Source organism: Stenotrophomonas sp. YJH_SMC_36 (assembly GCF_059369935.1).
Window position 1 is genome coordinate 562,853 of sequence record NZ_JCAFTD010000001.1, and the last position, 14,352, is coordinate 577,204.

Consider the following 14,352-nt stretch of genomic DNA (forward strand, 5'->3'; position numbering starts at 1 on the left):
TGGCGATCAGGGGGTGGGCGCGGACCCCGGCGGTTGTGACAGCCATCGTTCCATCTTCCGCTCCAGCACGTCCAGCGGCATCGAGCCGTCCTTCAGCAGCTCGGCATGGAAGCGGCGCAGGTCGAATGCCGCACCCTGGCGTGCCTTGGCCTTGTCGCGCAGTGCCAGCAGGGTGGTCAGGCCGGCGACGTTGGACAGCGCCTGCGCCGGCTGGGCCATGATCCGCTCCACTTCGGCATTGGCATCATCGCTGCTCATGTCCACGGTCTTCTGCAGGTAGGCGACGGCCTGCTGCTTGCTCCAGCCCTGGGCATGCACGCCGGTGTCGGCGACCACGCGCGCTGCGCGCAGCAGGCGCGAGGAGAGATAGCCGATGCGATCGTAGGGATCGGTGTAGACGCCCAGCGTTTCCCCCAGCGTTTCCGAGTACAGGCCCCAGCCTTCGATGAAGGCCAGGTCGCCGCCGGCACGCCGGAAGCGCGGCTGCTTGGCCAGCTCCTGCTGCAGACCCAGCTGCACGTGGTGGCCGGGAATGCCTTCATGCAGGTACTGCACCGGCACGTTCCAGCGCTTGCGGCTGGGCAGGTCGCGGGTGTTCACATACAGCACCCCGGCCTCGCCGGGCTGTGTCGGCTGGTAGGAGGCCGCGGCCGCGGTGAGCGCACGCTCGGGCTCCACTGCACGGATGTCCAGGGCAGCCTTCGGCAGCGTGTCGAGCACCTGCGGCAGGCGCGTGGCGACCTGCTGCTGCACCTGGCGGTAGCGGCCGAGCAGCGCGTTGGCGTCGCCATACTGGAACTGGCGATCACTGCGCATGCTGCGCAGAAGCTTGGTCGGCGTGCCGCGCAGCTTCGCATCCTTCATCACTGCGGCGATCTGCGCCTGCAGCTCCTGCACGCGCTGTTCGCCGAGCGCATGCCATTGCGCGGGTGTCTGTTCGCTGGCCGTGGTCTGCACGATCAGGTTGGCGTACCACGCCTGGCCATTGGGCAGGGCCCCCAGACCGCTGCTGGTCCGCGTGGCCGGCAGGTACTCGGTGGCGATGAAGCCGCGCAGGGCGCGGTAGGACGGCATGATGCGCAGTTCGATCATGCGCTTGTACTCGGCACTGATGCGCGCCTTGTCCTCGGCGGAAATCGACTCCGGCATGGTCCGGATCGGCGACCAGAAGATGCTTTCCTCGGCGGTCGGCTTGATCACCGCATCCAGCTGCGGCAGCACTTTTTCCATCAGGTCGCGCGGCTGCACCACACCGGCCTTCATGCCCTGGCGCATGTTGTCGATGGCCTGGTCGAACAGCGCCGGAATGCCCAGCGAGCGGCGCGACCAGGTGTCGTAGTCCTGCACGGTATTGAACGGCTGCGCACCCGCGCCGGCACCGAGAATGGCCATGATGCTGCCGACGTTGTAGTACTGGCTGATCGGCATCATCCAGCTGGGATACGGCTCGGCGGCCAAGGTCGCGCGCGCGTCGCGCACGAAGATCTCGTAGCTCAGCAGGTCCTGGCCCTGCAGGCCGTCGCTGCCGATCTTCTCGACCTTGCCCAGCCACTCTACGGTGAAGTCATGCGACTGCTGGCGCCACGCCGCGGACAGGATGTTCGGCAGCTGGTCGTTGTAGCGGGTTTCGCCCTGGAAGGTCGCCTGCAGCGGGTTCAACCGCATCGACGCATCCCAGTATTCGTCATAGAGGCGCTCCAGCTGGACCGTTTTGGGCACAGTGCGGGCGGCGGCGACCGGGCGCGCGGGGGAGCGGGTGGCGCTGCGTGCCGGTGCGGTGGCGCGCGTGCTGGGCCGCGCCTTGGGCTTGGCCGCCGGACGGCTCTGCGTCGCAGCGGGCCGGCTGGCCTTCTTCTTCGCAGCTTCGGCCGACGGAACGGCGCTGAACAGGAACAACGCGGCAATGGCGGCGGCCAGGGCGCGGGTGGAATACGGCATCAGGAGCTTCCGTGGAACACAGACCGTGGAGCTTGCACGATCCGGCCGCGTACGGCCAGCGCGGGGGCGCAGTCAGCTGGCGCCCGCTGGGCCTTCAGTCAGCCGCGGCCGCAGCCCGCAGCGCGGCCGCGCGCTCGACACCCAGGTATCGGGTGATCGCACGGCGCATCAGGTACAGCAGGGGAATCAGGGCGATCGCAAAGCCCATCTTGTAGACGTAGTTGACGCTGCTCACCGCCAGGAACAGCGATGTCGGCCACTGCTGCGGGCCGAGCACGAAAGCGATCCAGATCACCACGAAGCTGTCCACCAGCTGCGAGACCGCGGTGGAACCGGTAGCGCGCAACCAGACGTGGCGCTCGCCGGTGGCCTGCCGGATCCTGTGGAACACGGCCACGTCGATCAGCTGGCCGAGCAGGAAGGCCACCAGCGAACCAGCAATGGTCCACATGCCCTGGCCGAACACCGCGGCGAACGCGGCCTGGTAGTCGGGCACGCCATGGGCGTTCATCGAGGTGACCCACCAGCTGGCCGGCGCCAGCGAGATCGCCGCGAAAGCGAACAGGAAGCCGTAGGCGATCAGCACCACCGCCAACCACGAGATGAAACGCACCCCGCGCTTGCCGAAGAACTCGTTGATGGTGTCGGTCATGATGAACACCACCGGCCACAGCAGTGTGCCGGCGGTGAAGCTCAACGATCCGGTCTGGCCGAACAGGTTCCAGTTCAGCGGGTCGATGCCGAGCGTGTCTTCCAGCGCGAAGATCTTCACTCCGATCAGCTCGGCCAGCACGGCATTGCCGCAGAAGAACGCGGCCAGCACGATGAACAGCAGGACCGCGCGGTCCTGCAGCGGGCGCTCGACCGGCGTCGTGCTCATTCGGTGCGTTCGCCCGCGCGGGTGAACGGCACGCTGGCTGGCGCCACAGCACCACCGGAAATGATGAAGCTCATCGCCTGGTCCACGGTCCAGTCGGTGGGTGTGAGCAGTTCCACCGGCACGATTTCAAGATAGCCGGAGGTCGGGTTCGGCGTGGTCGGCACGTACACCGCTGCCAGTTCGCGGTCCGTACCGTGTTCCTTGATCACCCGCGTGACCAGGCCGACCGACTTCATGTCGCGGTGCGGGAAGTCGATCAGCACGACGCGCTGCGTGCTGCCGGGTTCGGTCTGCAGCATGTCCAGCAGCTTCTTGGCGCTGTCGTAGATGATGCTGGCCAGCGGGATCCGCTTGATCACCGCGCCGATCCAGCGCAGCAGGCGCTGGCCGAGCACGCGGCGGCTGGCCACGCCCACGGCCAGGATCACCAGCAGCGTCGCCAGCAGCGCGATGGTGTTCTGGATCCACTCCGCGCGCACCCAGCCCAGGTAATGCGGGAAGCTGGTCGCGATCTGCTCCGACAGGGGCACCACCAGCGGGCTGGAGATGCCCGACAGCAGCACGAACACGAATTTGACCACGACCCAGGTGAGCCAGATCGGCAGCAGGGTCAGCAGGCCGGTCAGGAACAGGCGCTGCAGGGAGGGGCGGGGGACCAGGGAGGGGGCTTCGAGCGACATGGGCGCATTGTAGCGGCCAGCGCTTGCCGATGATGCGGGGGAATGCGGCCGGGATCAGCGTGCGTGCGGCTTCAGCCGCAGGTAGACCTGCTTGCGTACCTGGGCGACCACCTCGCCGCTTTCGTCGACCACCTCGTTGCTGAACCAGCGCAGCACTTTGCCGCCGCCGGCAGCGTCGGCGCGCAGTTCGTCCAGCAGCGCATCGTCGATGCGGAACGACGTGCGCACGGTGCCGCGCCCCGGCTTGAGGAAGTCGATCGCACCGGCGCGGTCCCACACGTAGTAGTCGCGGCCGAGGATATGCAGCAGGCCCAGCATCCAGAACGGGTCGGTCATCGCGAACAGGCTGCCACCGAAGTGGGTGCCCACGTAGTTGCGGTTCCAGGGGCGCTGGCGCAGCTCGACGTCGATCTGCCGGTAGTCCGGGCTGACCCGGGTGACGTGGATGCCGGTGAACAGGAAGGGCGGCCACAGGTTGATGCCGAAACGGAACAGGCGGGCGTTCATGTGCATCGCGAGGGCGGAGGGCGGGCCCCAAGTCTAACCATTCGCATGCGTATGTTGTAGCTGTGCGCGGCGCGGCGCGTGTCACCCTGCGGCGTCGATCACGTAGCCGTCGCGACCATTGGCCTTGGCCTGGTACAGCGCCGCGTCGGCACCTTCCACGAAATGGTGGGGTTGCAGCTCGCCGTTGGGGATGCGGGTATAGACGCCGATGGTCAGGGTGATGCCGCCGCCATGGCCTTCGCCCGGTGCGGGCAGGGCGCGGATGCTCTGGATGAGGCCTTCGATCACCTGCCGCGCGCCCTCGGCCGGCGTATCCGGCAGCACCAGCGCGAACTCATCGCCGCCGTAGCGTGCCGCCTTGTCGCGCGGGCGACGCGCGTGGGCGGCGATCTGCCGCGCCACTTCGCGCAGTACGCGATCGCCGACCTGGTGACCGTGACGGTCGTTGTGGTGCTTGAAGTGATCGACGTCGATCAGCGCGAGCGTGAGCGGCTTGCCGCTGCGCCGTGCGGCATCGCATTCCTGCTGCAGCGACTGTTCGAAACGCAGCCGGTTGCCCAGGCCGGTCAGCGCGTCACGGTTGGCCAGCCGGTGCCAGGCCGCGATCCGCCATATCGCCCAGGCCAGCAGCACCAGCACGATGCCCAGCATCGCGCTGGCCGGTGCCCACCACAGGTTGCCGGCGCGCAGCAGCGCCCAGCTCAGCAGCGGGGCCAGCGGCAGCGAACAGAGCGCCGTCAGCCAGGGCAGGCGCAGGCCGAGGAGGATCACGCACAGCGCCACCAGCAGGCCACCGATGGCGTCCTGGCAGAGCCGTGGCAGGACGTGGATCTGCCTGCCCTGCAGCAGCATCGAGGCGATGTTGGCCTGGTACTCGCTGCCGCTCATCCAGTACTCGCGCGTGGTCGGCGTGAGCAGGCGCGGGGCGATGCCGCTGGCGGTCATTCCGACCACGATGCGTCGCCCATGCAGCATCGCCATGTCCACGTGGCCCTCGAGCACGTCGGCATAGGACACCTGCGGCAATCGTTCCGGCGGGCCGGCGTAGCGCACCCGCACGTAATCGTCGCGGCGCCACTGATAGGGGGAATCGACCTCCGGCTCGGGATCCGGCAGGCCGTCGATCGCGCTGGCGGGCAGTCCGGCCAGGGCCAGGCCCAGCGCAGGCCAATGCGGCTGGCCGATGCCGGCGCGCAGGTACACCCCACGGGCGACGCCATCGCCATCCACTTCGACATCGCTGTGGCCGATCGCCGCAGCGCTGGCCGCGATCAGTGGAATGGGCAGCAGTTCCTCGGCCATGCGGTCGCCGGCTGCCGGCGCCGCCAGCACGGGCAGTACGACGTGGCCATTGCGCCGGATCGCGGCGGCCAGGATTTCGTCCTGGCGGCTGTCGCGGCGGTCGGGTTCTGACAGCATCAGGTCCAGTGCGATGCGTTCGGCGCCGGCGTCGGTAAGGCGATCAAGCAGGCGCGCATGTACCGAGCGCGGCCATGGCCATTGGCCGATGCGCTGCAGGCTGCCTTCGTCGATGGCGATGATCAGCACGCTGGGGTCGGGTCGATAGTCCCAGCCGCCGACCATCGCGTCGTAGGCCGCTTCATCCTGGCGCCACAGCCACTGGCCATGGCTGGCCACGGCCGTCAGCACACCGGCCAGCACGGCCAGTGCGATCCGTCGGGACCATGGAAGCGGCGAACGCCTCATAACAACAGCCAGAGCAGCAGCGCACCGCCGCCGCCGGCGCCGTAGCACAGGCGGCAGGGCAGCTTGACCTGCTGCGCGGGCGAGAAATCGCCTGCGTGCCCGTCGTCGTCGATGTACTGCACGCGCACGTGCAGGGTGCCGCTCCATGGCCGCTTGAAGCTGACCTGGGGCTGCTCGACGGTTTCATCGAGCATCGGGCTGGCGAAGTCGCCACGACGATCCACCTGCACGCGGTAGCGCTGGCCTTCGCTGCCGGCCTGCCAGCGCAGGGTCAGTTGGCCATGCGCCGCCTCGGGCGGCTGCAGGGCAGGGTCCACCGGTTCGTTGGTCAGCTGCAGTGGCAGCGCTTGTCCATAGCGCCCCTGGTGGCCGTTGTCATCGCGCGAGGCAACGCGCCAGTAGTACTGGCCCGGCGGCAGGGGCTGCGCCAGGCGCAGGTCGGTACCGGTGCTGGCCTGCTCCTGCAGCGGCTGCGTGAACGTCGGTTCTGCAGCGACCTGCAGCACGCTGCTGCTCGCGCCCGGGGCCTGGGTCCAGCGGAACCGGGGGCGATCGCTGTTGACGGTCTGGCCGTGCAGCGGAGAGACGGTCAACGGCGGCGGCGGTTGGTCGCTGAGTTCGAAGTCGGCACTGGCGTCCAGGCCCTCCACGCCCTGTGCGTCGACCGCACGCAGCAGCACACGCAGCTCGCCGGGCGGCAGATCGCCGATCGCCAGTCGCGTGTCGGCGGTGGTGGCGGCGAACAGCAGGATTTCCGGCGTGGCCGCCTGCACCACCTCCACCCGATAGTGGTCGGCCCCAGCGACCGCGTCCCAGGCCAGCAGGCTCGGCAGGGGGGCCAGTCTCAGCTCATCCTGGCGCAGCGTCGGCGCCGGCAGCAGCGCGGCCACGGCGGCGGGCGCCTTGTCGGCGCTGGCGTTGCGGCTGGCCTGGCCCGGACGGACAAGGCGCTGGCCGTGGGTGTTGGCGACCTGCACCCGTCCTTCCAGCACTTCGGTGGCTCCGATCCGGCCGGCATCGCCATCGCCGGCGCTGACGCGGAAGACCGTGCCGCGCACGCTGCTGGTCGCCGTCGGTGCATCGATGATGTAGCGCGATGCCGGGCCACGTGCCGGGGTGACCCGGTTGCTGGCGCGGCCCTGCTGCAGGCGCAGGCGGGTATCGACCATGCCGGTGCGGCCGTAGCGGCTGAGCTGGTCCAGGCGCAGGCGCGAATACTCGCGCAGCTGCAACCGCGAGGCATCGGCGAATTCGAGGGTGATGCTGGAGTCGCCTTCGGTTTCCACGGTGTCGCCGATGCGCAGCTGCTCTCCGGCCCGCACCGCGCGGGTGGCGCTGCCATCGCCGCCCACCAGCCCGACCTTCCCGCGCACGGACAGGACCCGTGCCGGCGCAGGCTCGGTGCGCAGCCAGCTGATCGGGAAGCGCAGCAGCTGGCCCGGCGGCAGCTGGTAGGGATTGGCGATGCGGTTGTGCTGCTGCAGCTGTTGCCAGGGCACGGAAGGCTTCAGGTACAGGCCACCCAGGTCCCAGAGGGTGTCACCGGGACGGACCCGGTAGTTCCAGTCCTGTGCGGCGGCGATGGCCGGCAGCAGCAGGAGGGCACACAGCAGGACACGTTGGAGACGCGTAATGAAAGGCGAAGTGCGGACGAAGGTCACAGTTTGCAGTCCCGGCAATGCGGAGGCGCAGCAGCAAGACCCAATGGCCCCGACCCTCATCCCCCCGAATGGATCGCGGCGGCCGAACGGCCGCCATCGATCACATTATCGCCCGCGTTCAGTGCAGGGATTCTGAACGGGACAGGCTTCCGTTCAGAACAGCAGCGAGGCCATCTTCCTGCGGTACTGCCCGACCAGGTCCTCGTCGGAGATCACATTGAAGGCGTCGATCAGGGTCCTGCGCGGCAATCCGTCCTCGAAACCGCGGTCGATCCGCAGCATTTCCAGGAACTGGGCCAGGGCCGCCTCGTCCTGGCCCTCCAGCAGCAGCTGCACGCCCCGCAGATGGCGCGCCTTGAGGTCGCTGCCATCGGCGGCGATGCGTGATTCGAGCACCTCGGCGGCCGGGGCGTCCTTGAGTGCGGACGCGAAGGCCAGGCGTGCACGGGCGCGCACGGCGCGGTCGTCGGTGGCCAGGTTGGCCGGCAGGCGGTCGATCAGCGTACCGGCTTCATCCACGCCGCCGATCTGCAGCAGGGCCAGGGCCAGGTCGAGCTTCAGCTCGTCCTTGTCCGGTTCGGCGGCGATCTGCGCGCGCAGCACGTCCACCTGTGCCTGTGGGTCCAGCGGTGCTTCCTCCTCGCTGACCGTATCGCCGACATCGGCGGGGACGATGCCGTGCTGGGCCAGGAACTCGCGCAGTTGGCCCTCCGGGATGGCGCCGGGGAAGCCGTCCACCAGCTGCCCGTCCTTGACCAGGAACACGGTCGGCACCGAGCGGATCTGGAAGGCGGCAGCGATCTGCTGTTCCTTGTCGACATCGACCTTGGCCAGCTCAAAGGCGCCGTTGTACTCGCCGGCCAGCTTTTCCAGCATCGGTCCCAGGGTCTTGCACGGACCGCACCAGGTGGCCCAGAAATCGACCAGCACCGGCGTCTGCAGCGACTTCTGCAGGACTTCGGCCTCGAAGGTCGCAGTGGTGGCGTCGAATACGTAGGTCGTCTCGGTCATGGAGGAGGCATCGCTTGGCATCTGGAGAGGGATTCTATGGTGGCGGAACCTGTCCGTCTCAACCCGGGCCGCTGCAAATGGCCGACAATGCGGCCTTCCTGTTGCCGCTGTCGTGGAGCCTGCATGTCGTCGCCGTCCCCCTTGCTGCGCCTGTCGGGCGTGATCGCCGCACTCGTCTTCGTGGCTGCGGTCATCGGCTTCGGTGCCGGGCTCGACGGCTATGCGCAGGCCCGCCATCCGGTGGCGTTGCTGGGCGCGCAGGGGATGCCGCATGCCCTGGGCTTCAATCTGCTGGGCTTCATGCTGCCGGGCCTGCTGGCGGTGGTGGTGGCCGAATGCCTGCGCCGGCAGCTGCCGGCCACCGCGGGCTGGGCCCCGCGTGTGGGCAGCCAGATGCTGCTGCTGGCCGGCCTGGCGTTCGCCGCCATGGGCGTGCTGCCGCTGGATGTGGATGACCTGCACGGGCTGGCCAGCCAGCTGCATGCCAGCGCCTGGATGGTATGGGTGCTGGGCTTCGTTGCCGGCGCCCTGCTGCTGGGCACGGCGCGCCTGCGCGACACACAGGGCCGGGCATTGGGCGGGGTGGCGCTGGCCTGTGGTGTGGTTGCCGCGTTGGCAGCCTTCGCCCTGCAGGGCGTGCTGCCGGCGCCTCTGTCGCAGCGGCTGGCCTTCGCCTGCTGGGCGGTCTGGCTGGCGTTGGCGCTGCCGCTGTCGCGGGCCCGTTGAGACGGTCGCGGGGCCGCCACCGGGCCCACAGCCGTCGGACAGGATTGGAGACGTTTGCCGCACTGCGGTACGCTGTACCGCTTTGCCGCCGCATCCGCGTGTTCCATGACCAGCGCTGAACCCAACGCCTACGACCCGCAGCAGGTTGAATCCGCCGCCCAGCAGTACTGGGACGCCACCCGCGCGTTCGAGGTCGACGAGACTTCCGACAAGCCGAAGTACTACTGCCTGTCGATGCTTCCGTACCCGTCCGGTGCGCTGCACATGGGGCACGTGCGCAATTACACGATCGGTGACGTGATCAGCCGCTACAAGCGCATGACCGGCCACAACGTGCTGCAGCCGATGGGCTGGGACGCGTTCGGCCTGCCGGCGGAAAACGCGGCGATCAAGAACAAGACCGCGCCGGCGGCGTGGACCTACAAGAACATCGACCACATGCGCAGCCAGCTGAAGTCGCTGGGCTATGCCATCGACTGGTCGCGCGAGTTCGCCACCTGCCGCCCGGACTATTACGTCCACGAGCAGCGCATGTTCACCCGTCTGATGCGCAAGGGCCTGGCCTACCGTCGCAACGCGGTGGTGAACTGGGACCCGGTCGACCAGACCGTGCTGGCCAACGAGCAGGTCATCGACGGCCGTGGCTGGCGTTCCGGTGCGCTGGTCGAGAAGCGTGAGATTCCGCAGTGGTTCCTGCGCATCACCGATTACGCCCAGGAGCTGCTGGACGGCCTGGACGAGCTGGACGGCTGGCCGGAATCGGTCAAGACCATGCAGCGCAACTGGATCGGTCGTTCCGAGGGCCTGGAGATCCAGTTCGACGTGCGCGACGTCGATGGCAGCGCGCTGGATCCGCTGCGGGTGTTCACCACCCGCCCGGACACCGTGATGGGCGTGACCTTCGTCTCGATCGCCGCCGAGCACCCGCTGGCGCTGCACGCAGCGAAGAACAATCCGGAACTGGCCGCGCTGCTGTCGGAAATGAAGCAGGGCGGCGTGTCCGAGGCCGAGCTGGAAACCCAGGAAAAGCGCGGCATGGATACCGGCCTGCGCGCCATCCATCCGGTCACCGGCGAGAAGGTGCCGGTGTGGGTCGCCAACTTCGTGCTGATGGGCTATGGCACCGGTGCGGTGATGGCCGTGCCCGGCCATGACCAGCGCGACAACGAAGTGGCCAACAAGTACGGCCTGCCGATCGTGCAGGTCATCGCGCTGAAGGATCCGCGCAATGACGACGAGCGCAATTGGGATGGCGCGCGCTGGCAGGACTGGTACAGCGACAAGAACCGTGCCTTCGAACTGATCAATTCGGCCGAGTTCGACGGGCTGGATTTCCAGGGCGCCTTTGAAGCCCTGGCCGAGCGTTTCGAGCGCAAGGCGCAGGGGCAGCGCCGCGTCAACTACCGCCTGCGCGACTGGGGCGTGAGCCGCCAGCGCTACTGGGGCTGCCCGATTCCGGTGATCTACTGCGCCAAGTGTGGCGCGGTACCGGTGCCGGAAGAGCAGTTGCCGGTGGTGCTGCCGGAGGACGTCGCGTTCTCCGGCACCGGTTCGCCGATCAAGACCGACCCGGAGTGGCGCAAGACCACCTGCCCGGAGTGCGGCGGTGCAGCCGAGCGCGAGACCGATACCTTCGACACCTTCATGGAGTCGAGCTGGTACTACGCGCGCTACACCTCGCCGGGCGCGCGTGATGCCGTGGACAAGCGCGGCAACTACTGGCTGCCGGTGGACCAGTACATCGGTGGCATCGAGCACGCGATCCTGCATCTGATGTACTTCCGCTTCTACCACAAGCTGCTGCGTGACGCGCGGATGGTGGACAGCAACGAACCGGCCCGCAATCTGCTGTGCCAGGGCATGGTGATCGCCGAGACCTATTACCGTCCGAACCCGGACGGTTCCAAGGACTGGATCAATCCCGCCGACGTGGAAGTGCAGCGTGACGAGCGCGGCCGCATCACCGGCGCGACCCTGATCGCCGACGGTCAGCCGGTGGTGGTCGGTGGCACCGAGAAGATGTCCAAGTCGAAGAACAACGGCGTGGATCCGCAGGCGATGGTCGGCAAGTATGGCGCCGACACCGTGCGCCTGTTCTCGATGTTCGCCGCGCCGCCGGAACAGTCGCTGGAGTGGAACGAGGCCGGCGTGGACGGCATGGCCCGCTTCCTGCGCCGCCTGTGGGCCCAGGTGCAGAAGCATGCCGCCGAGGGTGCCGCCCCCGCGCTGGACGTGGCCGCGCTGGACGGTGGCCAGAAGGCGCTGCGCCGCAAGACCCACGAGACCATCGGCAAGGTCGGCGACGACTATGGCCGCCGCCACAGCTTCAACACCGCGATCGCTGCGGTGATGGAACTGATGAACGCGCTGGCCAAGTTCGAGGACGGCAGCGAACAGGGCCGCGCGGTGCGTCAGGAAGCACTGCAGGCCATCGTGCTGCTGCTGAATCCGATCACCCCGCATGCCAGCCACGCCCTGTGGCAGGTGCTTGGCCATGGCGAGACGCTGCTGGAGGACCAGCCGTTCCCGCAGGCCGACGCCAGCGCGCTGGTGCGCGACGCGCTGACCCTGGCCGTGCAGGTCAACGGCAAGCTGCGCGGCACCATCGAAGTGGCCGCCGATGCCGCTCGCGAGCAGGTCGAGGCGCTGGCCCTGGCCGAGCCGAACGCAGCGAAGTTCATGGAAGGCCTGACGGTGCGCAAGATCATCATCGTCCCGGGCAAGATCGTGAACATCGTCGCCGCCTGATGTACCCGCACCGGCCGCCCTCCCGGCGGCCGGTGTTCCAGCAACGCGGGGGGCATGCGGTTGATGGCCCTGCGTTCACGCGGTCTCGGGCACGCTGTCTGTTGCCGTGATCGCCCGGCTCCGCCAGACTGTTCTCCATGACCCGACTCCTGCTTGCCCTCGTTCTTGTCCTCGGCCTTGCCGGCTGTGGCTTCCATCTGCGCAACAAGCTGATGTTGCCGACCGACACCGCGCCGGTGAAGGTGGTCTCCACGGCCCCGTACAGTGAACTGGTCAAGCTGCTCAACCGCAGTCTGCAGGCGTCCGGCGCCAAGCTGGCAAGCGAGGATGGCAACGAACCCAGCACCCAGCTGCAGGTGTTGTCCGAACGCTGGGGCGACCTGCCGATCGCGATCGACTCGCAGGGTCGTGCGCAGGAATACAGCCTGCGCTACGCGGTGATCTTCATCTTCCGTCGCGAGGATGGCAGCGAACTGGTGCCGCAGCAGGTGATCGAACTGTCGCGCGACTACGTGTCGCCGCCCACCGACGCGACCGGTACCACCACCGAGCGCGAGATCCTGGCCGATGAACTGCGCCGGGAAATGTCGGCCTCGATCATCCGCCGCATCGACAGCGTGGTCCGTGCCGAAGTCGCGAAGGGGGGAAGCCTGTCCTCGCCGAAGCCGGTCGATCCTGCGGTTCCGGCCGAGCCGACACCGGCACCGGCCATCAAGCCCTGACCGGGACCGGCATGGAACTGCGTCCGGAGCAGCTGGCCAGCCAGGGCGCTGATACCCCGCTGTCGCCGGTGTACCTGATCGCCGGTCCTGAGACGCTGCGCGTGCTGGAAGCCGCCGACGCGGTCCGTGCGCGGGCGCGCGCCGCCGGCATCGGTGAGCGCGAGGTGTTCGACGCCGATGGTCGCGACTTCGACTGGGGCCAGCTCGACGCCAGCTTCAACGCGCCGAGCCTGTTCAGTGCCCGTCGCCTGGTGGAAGTGCGGTTGCCCAGTGGCAAGCCGGGCAAGGACGGCGCCGAGGTGATCAGCCGGTTCTGCGCCGATCCGGCACCGGACGTCGTGCTGATGATCACCGCCAACGAATGGAGCAAGGCGCACCAGGGCAAGTGGGCTGAAGCGGTGGGCCGGGTCGGCGTGCTGTCGGTGGCCTGGGCGATCAAGCCGCATGAACTGCCCGACTGGATCGAGCGTCGCCTGCGCAGCAAAGGCCTGCGCGCGGATCCGGCCGCAGTGCAGCGCCTGGCCGAGCGCGTGGAAGGCAATCTGCTTGCCGCGGCGCAGGAGATCGACAAGCTGGCGCTGCTGGCCGATGGGCACGCGCTGGACGTGGAACGGATGGAATCGCTGGTGGCCGATGCCGCCCGCTACGACGTATTCCGGCTGGTGGAAGCCACGTTCTCCGGGCAACCGGCGGCGGTGCTGCGCATGCTTGCCGGCCTGCGCGGCGAAGGCGAGGCGGTGGCCGCGCTGATGCCGATCGTGATCCGGGAACTGCTGGCAGGTGCCGGGCTGGCACGGGTGCAGGCGCGCGGTGGCAACCTTGCCGCCGAGATGAAATCGCGCGGCATCTGGGAGTCGCGGCAGGCACCGTACAAGCGTGCGCTGCAGCGGCATCCGGAAGGCAAGCGCTGGGAACGTTTCGTGGCCGAGGCCGGGCTGGTCGACCGCATCGCCAAGGGGCGCGCCGACGGCGACGCCTGGCTGGCGCTGGAGCGCCTGCTGGTGGCCGTGGCCGAGCCGCGCGCCGTGCGGCTGCTGGCCCGGGCCTGATCGATGAGCCTGCGGGTCTATTACGGGGGCACCTTCGATCCGGTGCACCTGGGGCACCTGGCGATCGCGCGCGCCGCGCGCGATGAGCTGCAGGTCGCGGTGCGGATGCTGCCGGCGGCCGATCCACCGCACCGCCCGGTTCCCGGCGCGACCGCCGAACAGCGCTGCACGATGCTGTCGCTGGCCATCGGCGACGAGCCGGGGCTGCTGCTGGACCGGCACGAACTGGATCGGGCCGCGCGCTTTCCCGGTCGCCCGTCCTACACCGTCGATACCCTGCGCGAACTGCGCGGCGAGCTCGGTCCCAGCCGGCCCCTGGCCTGGCTGGTCGGCGCCGACAGCCTGCTGGGCCTGCCCGGCTGGCATGAGTGGGAGGCGCTGTTCGGCCTGGCCCACTTCGTGGTGGCGGAGCGGCCGGGCAGTCCACTGCAGGCCTCGGTCGACGGCGAGCTCGGCCGTGTCCTGGAAGGGCGGTGGGCCGACAGCGAACAGGACCTGTTTGCCAGTCCGGCCGGCCGCATCCTGCGCCTGCACCATCCGTTGCGCGGGGAATCGGCCAGCGCCGTGCGCGCGCAGATCGCCGCGGCAGGGCCCTGGCGTGCCCTGCTGCCGCCGGCGGTGGCCGACTACGTGGCCGCGCAGCGGCTGTACTATCCGGCAACACCGTGAATGCCGCGACCGCGCCATCCCCGTATAATCGCCCCCACGTTTATCGAGTCGATC

Annotated in this window: 12 protein-coding genes; 5 read left to right on the top strand and 7 right to left on the bottom strand. The window is 68.8% G+C overall.

Going from position 1 to position 14,352, the window contains the following annotated elements; translation table 11 throughout:
• Positions 1-6: 6 nt before the first annotated feature.
• The 7 genes from AC5P76_RS02420 to trxA form a co-directional block, all read right to left on the bottom strand.
• The gene (locus tag AC5P76_RS02420; protein WP_065181825.1) at positions 7-1,938 is read right to left on the bottom strand and encodes a DUF885 domain-containing protein; all 1,932 of its coding nucleotides are present in this window, start codon (positions 1,936-1,938) and stop codon (positions 7-9) included.
• 94 nt (positions 1,939-2,032) lie between these two features.
• Positions 2,033-2,818: a queuosine precursor transporter gene (locus AC5P76_RS02425; RefSeq protein WP_053520127.1), complete on the bottom strand. Its 786-nt coding sequence runs from the start codon at positions 2,816-2,818 to the stop codon at positions 2,033-2,035.
• The gene (locus AC5P76_RS02430; protein ID WP_053520126.1) at positions 2,815-3,498 is read right to left on the bottom strand and encodes a DUF502 domain-containing protein; all 684 of its coding nucleotides are present in this window, start codon (positions 3,496-3,498) and stop codon (positions 2,815-2,817) included. Before AC5P76_RS02430 ends, AC5P76_RS02425 begins: the two co-directional genes overlap by 4 nt.
• A gap of 54 nt (positions 3,499-3,552) precedes the next feature.
• Positions 3,553-4,005 (bottom strand): DUF4442 domain-containing protein, encoded by a 453-nt coding sequence (locus AC5P76_RS02435; RefSeq protein WP_053520130.1) that lies wholly within the window; start codon positions 4,003-4,005, stop codon positions 3,553-3,555.
• A gap of 81 nt (positions 4,006-4,086) precedes the next feature.
• Positions 4,087-5,712, bottom strand: a complete 1,626-nt coding sequence (locus AC5P76_RS02440) for a CHASE2 domain-containing protein (protein ID WP_263175218.1) — start codon at positions 5,710-5,712, stop codon at positions 4,087-4,089.
• Positions 5,709-7,373 carry a FecR family protein gene (locus tag AC5P76_RS02445; protein WP_460255905.1) on the bottom strand — a complete coding sequence of 555 codons (1,665 nt, stop codon included), beginning with the start codon at positions 7,371-7,373 and terminating at the stop codon, positions 5,709-5,711. Before AC5P76_RS02445 ends, AC5P76_RS02440 begins: the two co-directional genes overlap by 4 nt.
• Before the next feature lie 153 nt (positions 7,374-7,526).
• The gene (gene trxA, locus AC5P76_RS02450) at positions 7,527-8,384 is read right to left on the bottom strand and encodes a thioredoxin (protein WP_053520124.1); all 858 of its coding nucleotides are present in this window, start codon (positions 8,382-8,384) and stop codon (positions 7,527-7,529) included.
• Positions 8,385-8,507: 123 nt separating this feature from the next.
• On the opposite strand from trxA, the gene AC5P76_RS02455 reads away from it, so the two are divergent.
• From AC5P76_RS02455 to nadD, 5 genes are all read left to right on the top strand, one after another.
• Positions 8,508-9,110: a DUF998 domain-containing protein gene (locus AC5P76_RS02455; RefSeq protein ID WP_065181828.1), complete on the top strand. Its 603-nt coding sequence runs from the start codon at positions 8,508-8,510 to the stop codon at positions 9,108-9,110.
• 105 nt (positions 9,111-9,215) lie between these two features.
• Positions 9,216-11,858 carry a leucine--tRNA ligase gene (leuS, locus tag AC5P76_RS02460; RefSeq protein ID WP_065181980.1) on the top strand — a complete coding sequence of 881 codons (2,643 nt, stop codon included), beginning with the start codon at positions 9,216-9,218 and terminating at the stop codon, positions 11,856-11,858.
• 137 nt (positions 11,859-11,995) lie between these two features.
• On the top strand, positions 11,996-12,580 hold the full coding sequence (locus AC5P76_RS02465; protein ID WP_460255904.1) for an LPS-assembly lipoprotein LptE: 585 nt from the start codon (positions 11,996-11,998) through the stop codon (positions 12,578-12,580).
• Between the two features lie 11 nt (positions 12,581-12,591).
• On the top strand, positions 12,592-13,629 hold the full coding sequence (gene holA, locus AC5P76_RS02470) for a DNA polymerase III subunit delta (protein WP_053520121.1): 1,038 nt from the start codon (positions 12,592-12,594) through the stop codon (positions 13,627-13,629).
• A gap of 3 nt (positions 13,630-13,632) precedes the next feature.
• Positions 13,633-14,298 (top strand): nicotinate-nucleotide adenylyltransferase, encoded by a 666-nt coding sequence (gene nadD, locus AC5P76_RS02475; protein ID WP_495222614.1) that lies wholly within the window; start codon positions 13,633-13,635, stop codon positions 14,296-14,298.
• Positions 14,299-14,352: the final 54 nt, after the last annotated feature.